Below are 14,701 nucleotides of genomic sequence, written 5' to 3'. Positions count from 1 at the left end.
TGAATGCTTTTTTCAGCCTACAGCGTGGGACGCGTTTGGAGACTGATGTTCCTTATCAGGCTTCAAACCGAGCCGGAGGACCGCTCCTCAGGCCGCAGGCGGTCCCCACAGACGCCGGAATCTCCAGCAGCCGCAGGCGGAGGCGAACGGTAAGCCGGTAGGTTTAGACAATGTCACCCATTTCAAATCAATGCCGTGAAGCAGTTCACACAATCAAAAGCCTAACGTGACCTAATCTTTCGGCGATTGCCAGCTGGCATGGTATACTCAACGTATAGACTTTTAAGGAGGGTGATTTTTTGGAAGAAACCCCACAAACACCAGTTATCACAATTGGTCTGAACGCTGGTCAAGCCACGTTTAGCTACTCGATGACTGAACTGAAGAATTTAGTGGAAGCCAACAACATGACCGTTGTTGAAGAGATCCAACAGGCTTTACCGAAGCCTAATCCCGGCACTTACTTTGGCACGGGAAAAGTGGCGGAACTCGCCACCATTGTTGCGGATGACGGTGTAGATACCATTGTCGTGAACGATGAGCTATCCCCTAGCCAAATCCGGAACCTGGAAGCCGGCACCAAGGCCCGCATCATGGACCGCACCGGTTTAATCCTGGAAATTTTCGCCAACCGGGCTCAGTCTCGTGAAGCTAAACTTCAGGTGCAACTCGCCATGCTCCAATATCAGCTCCCCCGTTTGCACACCAGCGCCTCACAACGGCTGGACCAACAAACGGGTAGCGGTGGCGGCGGTGGCTTTACCAACCGTGGTGCCGGTGAATCTCAAACTGAAATGAGTCGCCGGACCATTCAACGGTCCATCAATCACGTCAACCATGAACTCAAGGAAATCAACCAGGCAGCGGCCACGCAACGCCAACAACGGGAACGCAACCAGTTGCCATCCGTTGCCCTCGTTGGGTACACCAACGCTGGAAAATCCACGTTAATGAACGCCTTGGTCCGCGAATTTGGTAAGAGCGAAGAAAAACAAGTCTTCGTGAAGAACATGCTATTCGCCACGTTGGACACCAGCGTCCGGCAACTGACTTTCCCCGACCAAAAGAAAATGCTCCTGAGCGATACGGTTGGCTTTGTGAGTCAACTGCCCACCCAACTGGTCAAGGCCTTCCGTTCCACGTTAGCCGAAGCAGCCAACGCCGACCTCTTAATTCAGGTCGTTGACTATGCTGACCCGAACAAGGAATCCATGATGGCTACAACTGAAAAAACGCTGGAAGACATCGGCGTCACGGACGTCCCAATGGTCACGGTCTTCAACAAGGCTGACCTGACAGAGGCCCACTACCCGAACAGAGTTGGCGACCAACTGATTCTGTCCGCCAAAGATCCGGCCTCCATCGACGCGTTAGTAGAAGCCATCAAGGAAAAGGTCTTCCACAACTACGTGACGGCCGACTTCCTGGTGCCATTTGCGGATGGTGACGTAGTAGCCTACATGAACGACCACGCTAACGTCTTAACCACCAACTACGAAGCAGAAGGCACCGCACTGAAAGTTGAGTTGCAAGACGTTGACTTCGACCGCTTCAAGAAATATGTGGTGACGGAGTAGGATCATTCCTTTGTTTCGAGGCTATCCGGTCTTTCAAAAAAGCTAATTTAACAAAATCACAAATTAAGGCGTAGGCACATCTCATAACGGGATGGTCTACGCCTTATTTGTGTGCAGGTTCGAATGCCATTCAAGAAGGAACATGACACGAGACAAGAGTATCATTCAAACAATTCCCACTGTCCATAGAAACATAAGCCACCAATGTAAGTGACCAGAGGCGAGTCAAGGTGCCCATCTGTGTCGATGGCATTAGCCGAGTTTTCTCGGCTTAGGCCACGGGACGACCTTTGAGACTGGTGATTCCCCAGGTTTAAAGTCGAGGTGAAAGCCCGCTCCTCAGGCTGGAACCGACCCCACAGCAGGGCACCTTGAACTCGCCGCCGAAAATAGTAATCACCCACAAATTAAAAAAGCCCACCCATTTCTAAAACCGAAATGAGTGAGCTCATATTTACATGATTAAATCATAGATAACAAACTGTTCAACCCAGTGGCCATCGCAATCAACCACTCAGAAAGAACAGTCGTGGAGAACCGCCAGTGTGGCATTAAGACAGTGTCAGCCGCAGGGATGGTGAAAATGAGCCAAGCCGTGGGAATTCCCTTAGTGACGTTTTGGTCGCTTAGGGAATTGGTATCTTTGAGACGCGCTTCTCAGCGGCTCAAAGTAAGCCTGGAGACCGCCTTTCGGCTCCAGGCGCCCGCCCACAGCGCCACGGCCTCATTTTCACCATCCCGGAGGCGATGTTTTAATTCCTAAGCCTGGCGTTTCTCCAAGTACCGGGCGAGGACGGACAAGCAGTAGCAAACCACAAAGTACATCAGCGCAATCGCCACGAACATCGGAATGATGTAGTTGGTGTTTTGGCCATAAATAATTTGTGACCGGTACAGCATTTCTGGCAAGAGAATGATGGTTGCCAGTGACGTATCCTTAACCAGCGAAATGAACTGACTCACGATGGCGGGAATCATCTTGACCATGGCTTGCGGTAACACAATGTACCACAAACCTTGCCAGTAACTCAACCCGTTGGCACGGGCCCCTTCCATTTGGCCGGAGTCAACGGCTTGAATCCCAGACCGGACAATTTCTGCCAGCATGGTGGATTCAAAAATCGTCATCGCCAGAATGGCCGCCGGAATGATTTCTGGTTTAACCCCCAAATTGGGTAACCCGAAGTAAGTAAAGAACAGAATTAAAATCAGCGGCAAATTCCGAATAACGTCAATGATAAACCCGACGATTGCTGAAAAATACTTAATTTTAACGTAGCGAATGATTCCGAGAATCGAGCCGATAATGAAACTCCCAATGATGGACACGACGGAAACCAGAATCGTAATACCAAGTCCACCGAACAGGTAGCGTAAGTTATCTGGGGAGTAGGCATCAATAAAGTTTTGTAACATATTTATTCTCCTCCCCTAAGCTAACCGTTTTTCTAAGTAGCGCATGTAGTAACTGATGGGCATCGTGATGACCAGGTAGAGGACCCCGACTGCGGAATAAGCCGCAATGGTTTCCAGTGAACTGGACGCGATGACGTTCCCTTGGTACATCAAATCAAAGCCACCCACGAAGGCTAACGTTGAAGAGTTCTTGACCAGGTTCACAAATTGGTTACCCAGTGGCGGAATCACGTAACGAAAGGCTTGGGGCAAGATGATGAACCGCATGGCCTGCCAGAAAGATAACCCGTTGGCGCGGGCCCCTTCCATTTGACCAGGATCAACGGACTGGATGCCGGCCCGCACCGTTTCAGCGATGAAGGCTGAGGTGTAGAGCGTTAACCCAATCGTTCCGGCGGTGAACCCATTCATCTTGATGACGTACAGTGGGAAGACCACGTAGAAGAACATGGTGATCACCAGTAAGGGAATGTTCCGGAAGATTTCGATGTAGACCCGCGCAACACCCCGGGCGAACTTGCTAGGAGACTCTTCAAGTAAGGCAAAGAGCGTCCCGAGAATCAAGCTGAAGATCAAGGCAAGCAGACTGCAAAGCAGCGTTTGGCCTAGGCCATAAAGGAGCGTGCCTCCATAATTTGCAAAGATATGAATCATTCTTTAGCCGCCTCCTTGTAGTCGAAGCCCTTCACGTTGTGGAACCACTTGTGGAGGAGCTTGTTGTAAGTCCCGTTTGCCCGCAACTCAGCCAAAGCCGTGTTCGTCGCGTTTCTAAACGGCGTCTGGTTCTTATCCATGGCAATCCCGTAAGGTTCGGAAACGAACGTGCCCCCGGTAACTTCATACCCCGGGTTTTGCACGGACATCCCGTAAAGGATCCCGTTGTCGGTTGTCAGCGCTTGGCCTTGGCCGGACTTCAACGCCGTCATTGCTTGGGCGTAGTCGGTCAATTGTAAGACCTTGGCATCGGGAGCGACCTTCGCCACGTTTTCCACTGAATCAGACCCAACAACTCCCAGGACCGTGCCCTTTTGTTTGTTCAAATCTTTGACATTTTTAATGCTACTACCCTTTTTAACCAGTAATGATTGACCGGCAAAGAAGTAGGTGTTTGAAAAAGTGACTTGCTTCCGTCGTTCTGGCGTATTGGTCATGGTAGCGATGATGGCGTCGATGTTCCCATTTTTCAGCATGGGCATCCGCGTCGAACTCGTTACTTGAATGAACTTGGCCTTAGCATCCTTGCCAAGCATCTGCTTGGTGAGTGCTGTGGCTAAGTCCACTTCAAACCCTTTGATCTTCCCGTCCTTGGTATCGAGCAACCCGAATAACCGGGTATCTGCTTTGACCCCCCAAGTAATTGTCTTGGATTGTTGATCGGTTTTGTAGACGTTCCGTGAGGACAGTTTATTCCCACACGCACTAACGATGACCGTCAAGGCAACCAGGGAGAGCAGCAGGCTCAAACTGCGAATTAATTTTTTCATTGTGAGCTTTCCTCCCCGTTATTAGTGCGTCAAAATCTTGCTTAAGAATTGACGAGCCCGTTCGTTGGTTGGCTGGCCATCGAAGAAGGTTTCCTTAGAATCGTCTTCCAAAATCCGGCCGTCAGCCATGAAAATAACCCGGTTGGCCACTTCACGGGCAAAGCCCATTTCGTGGGTCACAACCAAAGACGTCATACTGGAGTCCCGGGCGATGGTCTTCATAACGTTCAGTACATCATCGATCATTTCGGGGTCCAAGGCACTGGTTGGTTCGTCAAATAAGAGACATTTTGGCTTCATGGCTAACGACCGCGCAATGGCGATACGTTGCTGTTGCCCACCAGAAAGTTGGGATGGCATCTTAGGTGCTTGATCGGCCAAACCAACCCGATCGAGCATTTCCATGGCAACCTTCTTGTTTTCCTCTTCGCCCCGGTGAAGCACAATGCGGGGTGACAACATGATGTTTTCCAGAATCGTCTTGTTGGCGTAGAGGTTAAAGTGTTGGAACACCATCCCCACGTTCTTCCGGATCCGGTTCATATCAGTCTTGGGGTTCGCTAAATCTTGGCCGTTAACAATCAATTGGCCATCGCGAATCTGTTCCAAACCGTTAACGGTCCGAATCAAGGTGGACTTCCCGGAACCAGAAGGCCCGATTAAAACAACAGTTTCCCCGGCTTCAATCGTTAAATTAATGTTATGCAGCGCGTGGAAATCGCCGTAGTACTTTTCCACGTTGTGAAATTCGATCATTGACATAAAGTATTCCCTCCACTAGTGATTTGTTTGCCGTGCTTGCGGCGGACTAGCGCCTCATTCAATCCCTTGAGAATGAATTTTTAAAGTGTCTAAAGTAAAGTTTAAACCAAATTTTTTACCCGGTCAAAGTAAACCACTTTAGGTTACCCACCCCTACTGACCATTTGAGGGTTCAAAGATTAGACGTACCATGGTTCGGCCTGCTTTCAAAAATATTTCAGTTGACCAAACGACTCAAGTAAGCAGGGCCTCAATTCTCATGAATCACCCACAGATTTTGTGCTCGATTGTTACAGGTTGAAAAACAATCATAACCGGAGGAGGACAGAGATGGAGTCAGCTGTGTCGACGGTGTTAGCTGGGACGCGTTTGGAGACTGTCGTTTTGGGACAGGCTTCAAACCGAGCCGGAGGACCGTTCCCCAGGCCGCAGGCGGTCCCCACAGCAGACGGAATCTCTGGCAGCCGCAGGTGGCACTTTTCGCCTAGCAATCTAGCACATCCAGTCAAGCTGTCATAGTCGCGTCACTTGCGGCAGGGCAGAAAAAAAGCCAATCACCCTTAAAGGTGACTGACTCTGTTAATCTCACTATTTAGTGCCGATACCGTGACGTCCGCGTCATCGGCTCATCGTCACTCGTAGACGTTGGTTGATCATTGTCATACCGTGTGCGCCGCGTGGTTGTACTGCGCGGTGCCGTGGTCGTGGAACCGTACGTGCTGGTACTAGTCCCACTACTATATGGCTTCGTGGCTTGATCATCGCTGTGCTTATACGCCAACTGTACGGCAACCTGGAAATCACCAGGTTGCTCAATCAGTGACGTGCGGCCCAACACCTTGAAGGGGCCACCCACCAAGGTTGCGTTAGCCAAGTACAGTTCGATTTGGTCGCGAACGTCGGCCACATTTTGAAGACCGACCGTACTGACGACACCGACCCGCTGCTTTTCAGCTTGGTTCAGGCCCGCGTAGACCACCAGCTGATTGCCTTCATTCTTCATTTCAAAATAAGGAATCAAGATGCCGGGGCCCGAAGCGTAAACGGGTTTGCCATTCTTGCGCGTCTGTTCCATAATTTCGCGATCACCCAAACCAGAATAGTCTAGTTGTAGCAGTTGGTTCTGCTGCAGCTGAGTCGCCAAATTCTGAACGTTCTGGGCATCCTGAGCGCTCGCCGTTAATTTACCGGGTAATATTTTCTTCTCGTCAAAGTACCCGTTGGCGGGAATGTTTCGGCCGCCGCGAACACCGGGTTTAGTCGTCTCGATGTCGGCGTCTTTGGGCTTAATGTGCAGCCATCTTTCAATTGTCGGTGAAATATCAAAGGGTGCTTTCTTTTCAGTGAAGAAATAGATGGTATTCAAGTAGACAAAGTATAAGAGAATCAAAGCTACCAATAAGATCAACAGTCCCCAGAACGGGTGACTATTTTGCAGGTACCGGACCGCGATGTAGAACAGGTACAGGTCACCTAACGCACCGATGACCACGTAAATCCGGTTTTTAATTTTCGCATTGACGTTGATGTAGCCTAAATAATGGTTGACCATATCAAGGAAACTAAGCATTATCGGTCCCCCTTCCTTCGTTATTGACCGGAATCATCGGTCGTGTTGTTGGCACCATAAGTCGTGTGACTGTACGTGCTGGAACCCGTGTCCGCGGTCCCGGTGGTGTCACTTGCTGTGTCGGTACTGTTCGTCGTGTCATTCGTTGTGGCCGATGAACTAGCCGCACTGGAGGACGTCTTCTTCTTGGAAGTGGTTGTCCCGGTTGAGCCGGTCGTCCCAGTGCCAGTCGTATCAGCCGTGCTGTTGTCGGTGGACGACGTCTTCTTAGCGGATGAACTAGCCGTATCCGTCGATGAACTGTCCGATGAGGAATCACTGCTGCTGTCGGAGCTACTCTTGGATGAGTCAGAACTCTTTTTACTGCTATCGCTAGCCTTCTTCGAATCACTCGAAGACATGTTGCTAACCAGTGACGAACTCGTGTTAGACACCCGAGTCGCCCCTTCATTCGTCTTCGTGACCGTGTTGGTGACCACGTTGGTTGCACCAAGGGCCAAGGCCATTGATACGATTGCGAATGGCGTAATTAAGGGTGGTGTGCGGTACCCCATGCGTCATTCCTCCTTCCATTTAACGTAATTAATCCCATTGTCGCATAGGAAATTCAAAAATCTGTCAAATTTCTCTTAATTTTTCACTAAGTCTGCTTCCTGAACGCCGGCCGCTTTGCACTCAGCACACAGGCCGTAGAGCTCAAAGCTGTGACCAGCAATTTCACAACCGGGTAATTGGTCGGTGAAAAAGTCCATTGGACACATCTGTAGTTCAATCACCTTGCCACAATTTTGACAAACAAAGTGGTGATGATGTTGGTGGTGAAGGTCACACTGATACTTCACGCGGGCCCGTTCCTGTTCCGTGTTCTGCTCAACGATGCCGACTTCCTCGAATTCCTTCAGATTGCGGTAAACCGTGTTGTGGCTCATCCCCGGAAATTCAGTCCGCATGTACGCATCAACGGTGACCACGTCCGTGTAGTGGGCCTGGTTCGTCAGCAAGAACTCAAGTAACGCATGCCGTTGCTTGGTCATCTTCAGTTTATTCTTTTTTAAAATTGCCACGGCGGTGGTCAAAGATTCTGCCATAATCGGGGCCCTCCTTCTTGGGTGTAGCTTGTATTAATTTTTAGTTGAAATGTAGTCTGAATAGCATCGGCAACATTGTCTAAAACTGCCGGCTTACCGTTCACCAAATCTAGGCTGGAACGCTGTGGGGAGGACGCCAGCAGCCTAGGAAACGGTCTGCTAGCTCGCTTTGGACCGCCAAAATCGCGTTTCAAAGTCGCTATTTTCCAAGTAGAACACTTGGAAAATCCCACGGCTGAGCCTAAATTTGGCTCACTCACGCCTACATAGATAGTAACCAATCATACTGGCAACCGCTGCCAGACCGATACTGAGCATCCAAGATACTCCAATGATTCACCTGACCAAAACGAGAAATTGATAAACCAACAGGGAATGGTTCAAACCAGTGTCAGCCATGAGGGCGGATTAAATGTGCCCAGCCGTGGGACTTATAGGAAGGACGAATCGTCCTTCCTATAAGTGGTGCCTTTGAGACTCGAACTAGGAGGCTCAAAGCAAGCTCAGAGACCGCTTCTCAGACTCGGAGCGTCCTTCCCACAGCATTCCGGTCACATTCAAACTACCCACACCCCATCAAGAAATTGATAAACCAACAGGGAACGGGTTGAACCAGTGTCAGCCGTGAGGAAAATTAAAATGGGCCCAGCCGTGGGACTCATAATAAGGACGGTACGTCCTTACTATGAGTGGTGTCTTTGAGACTCGAACTAAGAGGCTCAAAGCAAGCTCAGAGACCGTCCTATAGCTCGGAGCGTCCTCCCCACAGCGTTCCGGTCCCATTTTAATTTTCCGGTAAGGCGAACGGAAACCCGAATTCCCTGTTAGTTTACCATATTTACCTGGAAACTCAACTATCTGCCGTCTCCGTCCGCTCCAGCCGCGTCATCAGCTCATCCAGCTTAAGCTGGGTCTGTTGCCAATTGTCATTGTTCAACTGAATCGCCTTGCCCCGCAACGCCAGAGGCATGGTCAAATCACGCTGGTATTCTGGACTGGCTAAACGTTGGGCCATCATTTTTTCATCGTCACCCCGTTTGCTCAGGCGATGCGCCAGCTTATCTGGTTCACTGACCGTTAAGAAAATGATCACGGCCTGGTCTCCCAGTTCCTGCGCGTAGGTGATGGCGCCCTTGCCGTCTAACACGATGGCGTCAAAGGGTGCCCGCTCAAACCCACGAGCCAAGCCCTCCCGCGAGGAACCATAGTGGTAGCCAGCATAAACGACCGACTCCAAATAATGGTTCTTGGGGAAACTGGCTTCAGTTTCAAAATAGTAGTCGACGCCATCGACTTCCCCTTGCCGCGGTGGGCGGGTGGTGTGTGTGATGACCTTGGTGACGGGGTATTGACTGACCAGGTAGTCCTGTACCGTGGTCTTGCCCGTCCCAGTCGCCCCGGTAATCACCAAAACTTTATTCGCCATGCTGGTCCTCCAGGTAGGTATTGGCTTGATCCAATAACCCTTTAAGATTCTCGTAGCTCAGCGTTTCCCGGGCACTCTGATAGGTAAACCAGCCAAATTCACTAATTTCCACGACTTGGCGTTTGATGACGCTATCTGCTGGCACTAAGGCCGTGTACAACACCACGTGCTTGTGATGGCCATTTTGCATATCGTAATCCAAGTCGGCGTGAAATTCTGGATTGATGGCAACCACCAGGCTGGTCTCCTCGGTAATCTCACGAACGGCCGTCTGAATATCACTCTCGTCGCCCTCCACGTGACCCTTTGGAAAGCCCCAGAAGTTACTGGTAGCGCTCTTTAACAACAAGTACTGAATCTGATTATCGACGAGTCGGTACACGACCGCGCCGCTAGCATTTTCGGTAATCACAATAAATTGCCTCCTCGATTTTAAATAAACTCCTTCTATTTTAAATCGAAACTGACCAGAAAGGGTAAAATAACTCCGACTTTCTCAAAAACAAGCGCTTACTCTCATTGACTTTTAATTTAAGGGTACGGTACACTATCCGAGACATCCCCAACCATTGTGCTGGTCAATTGGGGCATTTAATTTCAAAAAATGCTGAAACCGCTCCCCACAATGTGTATCATCATTATATAGGGATCGTTTAGGTTCAACTACATAAGGAGGCTTTCTATGGGACTTGCGCGAATCTTTCGTCGCGAACGATTAGATAATTATTTAAAGAGTGATCAACACTTTGCCAAAACAATGACGGCTAAGGACTTAATGTCACTGGGCATTGGCGCGGTGATTGGGACTGGGATCTTCATTCTTCCCGGGACCATCGCCGCGCAGTACAGTGGGCCCGGCATCGTCCTGTCCTTTCTCATCGCGGCCATCGTCTGTTCCACTGCCGCGATGTGCTACGCCGAGTTCGCTTCCGTCTTGCCGGTGGCCGGCTCCGCCTATTCATACGGCAACCTGGTCTTTGGCGAAATCATCGGCTGGATTCTGGGGTGGGCGTTGATTCTGGAATACGTGCTGGCCGTGGCCGCTGTGTCGACCGCGTTCGGGGCTTATTTCAAATCATTTCTCGCTGGCTTTGGTCTACATCTGCCCAACGCCATTAGTGGCTCGTACGATCCGGCCCACGGCACGTACGGCAACCTCGTGGCGATTCTGGTGGTGTTCTTCATCAGCTGGCTCCTGAACCGGGGAATGCGGGAGTCCATGCGGATCAACAACGTCATCGTGGTCGTGAAAATTGCTATCATTATTTTATTCGTGGTCGTTGGCGTGTTCTACGTCAAGCCTAGCAACTGGCAACCGTTTGCCCCATTTGGTGCCAAAGGGATTCTGCGGGGCGCCTCGACCGTGTTCTTCGCTTACTTGGGCTTTGATGTCGTTTCCGCCTCCGCTGCCGAGGTTAAAAATCCCAAGAAGAACATGCCGATTGGGATTATCGGCACCCTGATTGTGGCCACCGTGCTCTACATGCTGGTCGCCATCGTGCTGACTGGGATGGTGCACTACACCAAGCTCAATGTCGCGGACCCCGTGGCCTTTGCGCTCACGTTGGTTCATCAAAACTGGACGTCCGGTATCATTTCGCTGGGTGCTCTGGCGGGGATGTTTACCATGATGGTCACCATGATTTACAGTTCGTCACGCCTAATCTACTCGGTCGGACGAGACGGCCTGTTGCCAAAATTCTTAGGCAAAATTGATGAGAAGACCAGCACTCCCAAGCACAGTCTGGCGGTCATTACCGTTGTGATTGCCCTGCTTGGTGGCTTCGTGCCACTGGCTCAGCTGACAAACCTGGTCAACATCGGCACCCTGGTGGCCTTCCTGTTCGTGTCCTTCGGGATTCTCCGGCTGCGCCATTTACCAGAAATGCCCCACAATACCGGCTTCAAGGTGCCCTTCTACCCGGTACTGCCCATCGTCTCTGGCATTCTGTGTTTCTACATGATGCTCCAACTCCCAGCGGAAACCTGGATTGCGTCGTCAATCTGGTTTGCGTTGGGTCTCCTGATCTACTTCGGCTACGGCATCCGTCACAGCCGGTTGAACGATCAGGCGTAACGATGGTTTTAAAATAGGCGCTATCAACAAAATTGTCGGTAGCCACTCGCCTGCGGCTGCTGGAGATTCCGGCGTCTGTGGGGACCGCCTGCGGCCTGAGAAACGGTCCTCCGGCTCGGTTTGAAGCCTGATTAAACCCATCAGTCTCCAAACACGTCCCACGCTGTAGGCTGAGAAAAGCGCTCAGCCAACACCGTCGACACAGCTACCTCCATCTCCATCCTCCTCCGGCTTAGAATACGTTTTTACATCCCGGTGAGTGTAACCCACTAGTAGTGAGGACATTCACCGATTGTTTCTTAACCTATGTATTTATTAGCCTGAGCATTTTGCTCACAACGCGCCATTCTTCAACCTAGTCAACGTTACCGTAAAGTTATGCTAACTTCTCGGTATGACTACTTTTAACTGGGCTCACGAACAACAAGTTCAACCATTTGAGCCACCAGTACAACTGTCAATCCTGAAATTCTGTATTAGCCGCAGGGTTGGGAAAACTGGTACAGTCGTGGGAGTGACCAGAGGCGAGTCAAGGTGACCAGCTGTGTCGATGGTCTTAGTAGCGTGAACTTCGCTACTTAGAGCATGGGGCAACCTTTGAGACCGCACCCCAGGCTCAAAGTTGAGGTGGAAGCCCGCTTTCCAGGCTGGAACCGGCCCCACAGCAGGGCACCTTGAACTCGCCGCCGGGAACGGACACGACCAGGCCCAGTTTTCACCAACCCGGAGGCGCAATCACCACAAGTTTCAAGAACTAACCCAATGTCCCGTTGATTTTTAAAATTGAAAAGGTAGGCGATTATTATGCGTAACCAACAATTTGCCATTCGGCCCACTGCACCCGCACAGGCCCTAGACGAACTTCAACGAATTCATTTTTTAGACGAAACCAATGCAACCATCACCACTGCCAGCCACTTACTGTGTGACTTCTATGCCCGCAGCTGGCCGGAGTTCACCATGCCAGACGTCATTCGGCAACAGCTCAGTAACCTGATGGCCACGCCGGATACGGATGGCTTGGACTTTCTGAGCCACCACGACAACGTGCCCGTCACCGTTTTCTACAACCTGGCGCTACAACGGCTAGGCTTTGGCGTCGACTTGGACTTTAAGCTAAGCGACCCACTAGCTGCGATGGTCAAAATTCAACTGCCCGTGGCTGATCACGCCGGCCCCGATTTCACGTTGGCCGAGCTCAAACAAGCCTGGTACCTGTTACTAACGACCCATTCTAAAAACGGCCAGAGCTTCTTGGACCAGCTGACCACCCACGGCTACTTTGACCCGTTCGTTCACGACGCCCACGTGGAAAAGCCACTCATTTTTAACGGCAAGTCCCAAGCCGTCTTCGATACGACCCACCTGATTCGTGAGGTCGTTTACGTGGAAAGTTCCCAGGATACCGACCACGACGGCAAACGCGACCTGTTAAAGGCCGAAGTTATCCGACCGGCCGAAACGGAAGCTGGGTTGACCGTTCCCGTCCTCTACACCGCGAGTCCTTACAACCAGGGCACCAACGACGAGGCCGGCGACCACATGATGCACAACGTTAACGTGCCCCTGCAGCCAAAACAGCCGAACGATTTAACACTAGCTGACATCACGGCACAGCCAGACGACACACCTGTACCCGCTCCCCGTCCCGTCACCGCCACCACGCAGGAAGCCGAACAGACCTTTGCGCGGGAACAGTCCTACACGCTAAACGACTACTTCTTAGCTCGCGGGTTCGCCGTGGTTTATGCCGCGGGAATTGGGACACTGGATTCCGATGGTGTCCGGACGACCGGTGACCCCGAGGAAACCACCTCAACCATTGCAATCATTGAATGGCTGGCTGGCAACCGCACTGCTTTCACCAGTCGCAACGCCACACAGGCCATTCCCGCTTGGTGGAGCAATCACAAAGTTGCCATGACTGGCCGCTCCTACCTAGGTACCTTAGCGACGGCCGCCGCAACGACCGGTGTTGCCGGCTTGAAGACGGTAATTTCTGAGGCCGCCATTTCCAACTGGTACGACTATTACCGTGACGGTGGCCTGGTCATCGCGCCCGGTGGCTTCCCCGGTGAAGACGCCGACGTGCTGGCTGAAGAAACGTTTAGCCGTCAGCTACAGGCCGGTGATTATCACCGGATTCAGGCAAAATGGCAAGCCGACCTCGCCGCCATCACCCACGGGCAAGACCGGTCAACCGGGGACTACAACAGTTTCTGGGACGCACGAAACTACCTGAAGAACGTCAAAAACATTAAGGCGGACCTCCTGCTGGTCCACGGCCTGAACGACTGGAACGTCAAACCCCGCAACGTCAATAATCTGTGGAATGCCGTCCGTGATTTACCCGTGACCAAGAAAATCATCCTACACCAAGGCCAACACATTTACATCAATGCCTTTCGCTCCATTGACTACACGGACATCGTGAATCTCTGGCTGACGCACGAACTCTTGGGCGTCGACAACCAGGCCGACACGCTGTTGCCAAACGTCATCATTCAAGACAACGTGCAACCAGAAACCTGGAACGCTTACGAAGACTGGGACGCGCCGACTAATCCGACCCGCAACTTTAATTTGCAAGCGGACGAACTGGTCGATCAGGACACCCACGAACCATTGGCCTACGCCACAAGTTTCAACGATCAACTACCGGTGGACCAATTCAATCACTACACGCACCACATTGACGACTGGCAAAACGCCCTGCTCGGTGAGAAACACAACGACATGTTTAACCACCGTTTGATTTTCAAATCCGCCGTGCTCACCGACGACCTCTTGCTGGATGGTAAGCCCACCGTTGATCTACGCGTCGCCGTCAACCAACCGGTCGGCATGTTGAGTTTCCAAATCGTGGATTACGGGGATGCCAAACGCCTGGGAGTCTCACCAACCATCCTGGCACGCAAGGCTCTGGACGAGGGTTATCGTTGGCGTGAAGACGACCTCCGCGAATTTCAAACGACCACGAGCACGCCGTTTAAGATGATTACCAAGGGCCACCGGAACCTGCAGAATCGGACCAACACTTACCACGTGGATCCACTCAAGGCAAATGAATTCTACGACCTGAGCGTGACCCTACAACCGACGCACTACCGTTTATTGGCGGGGCATCAGCTGGGGTTGGTCATTTATGCGACTGACTTTGGCATGACGGTGCGGGGGAACCAGGAGCTGCAGTACTCGATTCAGCTCGGCAATTCCGCCCTCCACCTGCCTTACCTGCCTGAGAAAAAGTAGGTTAAGTCCGTTCCCGGCGGTGGGTTCAAAGTTCCCTGCTGTGGGGTCG

General features: G+C 51.5%; 12 protein-coding genes. 3 read left to right on the top strand and 9 right to left on the bottom strand.

What is annotated here, in order from left to right:
* The first annotated feature begins 299 nt into the window (after positions 1-299).
* On the top strand, positions 300-1,577 hold the full coding sequence (hflX, locus tag EKM99_RS02780) for a GTPase HflX (RefSeq protein ID WP_125580713.1): 1,278 nt from the start codon (positions 300-302) through the stop codon (positions 1,575-1,577).
* Between the two features lie 759 nt (positions 1,578-2,336).
* On the opposite strand, the gene EKM99_RS02775 is transcribed toward hflX, so the two are convergent.
* From EKM99_RS02775 to EKM99_RS02735, 9 genes are all read right to left on the bottom strand, one after another.
* Positions 2,337-2,993: an amino acid ABC transporter permease gene (locus tag EKM99_RS02775; protein WP_125580711.1), complete on the bottom strand. Its 657-nt coding sequence runs from the start codon at positions 2,991-2,993 to the stop codon at positions 2,337-2,339.
* 15 nt (positions 2,994-3,008) lie between these two features.
* Complete coding sequence (locus tag EKM99_RS02770; protein ID WP_125580709.1) at positions 3,009-3,647, bottom strand: amino acid ABC transporter permease; 639 nt, start codon at positions 3,645-3,647, stop codon at positions 3,009-3,011.
* Positions 3,644-4,477, bottom strand: a complete 834-nt coding sequence (locus tag EKM99_RS02765; protein ID WP_125580707.1) for a transporter substrate-binding domain-containing protein — start codon at positions 4,475-4,477, stop codon at positions 3,644-3,646. Before EKM99_RS02765 ends, EKM99_RS02770 begins: the two co-directional genes overlap by 4 nt.
* Positions 4,478-4,498: 21 nt before the next feature.
* On the bottom strand, positions 4,499-5,239 hold the full coding sequence (locus EKM99_RS02760) for an amino acid ABC transporter ATP-binding protein (protein ID WP_125580705.1): 741 nt from the start codon (positions 5,237-5,239) through the stop codon (positions 4,499-4,501).
* Between the two features lie 592 nt (positions 5,240-5,831).
* Positions 5,832-6,809 carry a DUF6681 family protein gene (locus tag EKM99_RS02755; protein WP_125580703.1) on the bottom strand — a complete coding sequence of 326 codons (978 nt, stop codon included), beginning with the start codon at positions 6,807-6,809 and terminating at the stop codon, positions 5,832-5,834.
* Positions 6,810-6,829: 20 nt separating this feature from the next.
* Positions 6,830-7,363 (bottom strand): hypothetical protein, encoded by a 534-nt coding sequence (locus EKM99_RS02750; RefSeq protein WP_125580701.1) that lies wholly within the window; start codon positions 7,361-7,363, stop codon positions 6,830-6,832.
* 75 nt (positions 7,364-7,438) lie between these two features.
* Complete coding sequence (locus EKM99_RS02745; protein ID WP_125580699.1) at positions 7,439-7,897, bottom strand: Fur family transcriptional regulator; 459 nt, start codon at positions 7,895-7,897, stop codon at positions 7,439-7,441.
* An 850-nt stretch (positions 7,898-8,747) separates the two neighbouring features.
* The gene (locus EKM99_RS02740; protein ID WP_125580697.1) at positions 8,748-9,323 is read right to left on the bottom strand and encodes a nucleoside/nucleotide kinase family protein; all 576 of its coding nucleotides are present in this window, start codon (positions 9,321-9,323) and stop codon (positions 8,748-8,750) included.
* Complete coding sequence (locus tag EKM99_RS02735; protein WP_125580695.1) at positions 9,313-9,735, bottom strand: bis(5'-nucleosyl)-tetraphosphatase; 423 nt, start codon at positions 9,733-9,735, stop codon at positions 9,313-9,315. Before EKM99_RS02735 ends, EKM99_RS02740 begins: the two co-directional genes overlap by 11 nt.
* Before the next feature lie 270 nt (positions 9,736-10,005).
* On the opposite strand from EKM99_RS02735, the gene EKM99_RS02730 reads away from it, so the two are divergent.
* Positions 10,006-11,400 carry an APC family permease gene (locus EKM99_RS02730; RefSeq protein WP_125580693.1) on the top strand — a complete coding sequence of 465 codons (1,395 nt, stop codon included), beginning with the start codon at positions 10,006-10,008 and terminating at the stop codon, positions 11,398-11,400.
* Positions 11,401-12,204: 804 nt separating this feature from the next.
* The gene (locus EKM99_RS02725) at positions 12,205-14,652 is read left to right on the top strand and encodes a Xaa-Pro dipeptidyl-peptidase (RefSeq protein ID WP_125580691.1); all 2,448 of its coding nucleotides are present in this window, start codon (positions 12,205-12,207) and stop codon (positions 14,650-14,652) included.
* The last annotated feature ends 49 nt before the right edge of the window (positions 14,653-14,701 follow it).

This window comes from Levilactobacillus cerevisiae (assembly GCF_003946245.1).
GTDB classification, from domain to species: domain Bacteria; phylum Bacillota; class Bacilli; order Lactobacillales; family Lactobacillaceae; genus Levilactobacillus; species Levilactobacillus cerevisiae.
The sequence above is the reverse complement of the archived record's forward strand: the minus strand, read 5'-3'. Positions and strand labels throughout refer to the sequence as shown.

Excerpts from the sequence above, each read along its gene's own strand:
- EKM99_RS02745 (WP_125580699.1), bottom strand. The coding sequence starts at position 7,897 with ATGGCAGAATCTTTGACCACCGCCGTGGCAATTTTAAAAAAGAATAAA.
- EKM99_RS02725 (WP_125580691.1), top strand. The coding sequence starts at position 12,205 with ATGCGTAACCAACAATTTGCCATTCGGCCCACTGCACCCGCACAGGCC.
- EKM99_RS02770 (WP_125580709.1), bottom strand. The coding sequence starts at position 3,647 with ATGATTCATATCTTTGCAAATTATGGAGGCACGCTCCTTTATGGCCTA.
- EKM99_RS02760 (WP_125580705.1), bottom strand. The coding sequence starts at position 5,239 with ATGTCAATGATCGAATTTCACAACGTGGAAAAGTACTACGGCGATTTC.
- EKM99_RS02740 (WP_125580697.1), bottom strand. The coding sequence starts at position 9,323 with ATGGCGAATAAAGTTTTGGTGATTACCGGGGCGACTGGGACGGGCAAG.
- EKM99_RS02765 (WP_125580707.1), bottom strand. The coding sequence starts at position 4,477 with ATGAAAAAATTAATTCGCAGTTTGAGCCTGCTGCTCTCCCTGGTTGCC.
- EKM99_RS02730 (WP_125580693.1), top strand. The coding sequence starts at position 10,006 with ATGGGACTTGCGCGAATCTTTCGTCGCGAACGATTAGATAATTATTTA.
- EKM99_RS02755 (WP_125580703.1), bottom strand. The coding sequence starts at position 6,809 with ATGCTTAGTTTCCTTGATATGGTCAACCATTATTTAGGCTACATCAAC.
- EKM99_RS02750 (WP_125580701.1), bottom strand. The coding sequence starts at position 7,363 with ATGGGGTACCGCACACCACCCTTAATTACGCCATTCGCAATCGTATCA.
- EKM99_RS02775 (WP_125580711.1), bottom strand. The coding sequence starts at position 2,993 with ATGTTACAAAACTTTATTGATGCCTACTCCCCAGATAACTTACGCTAC.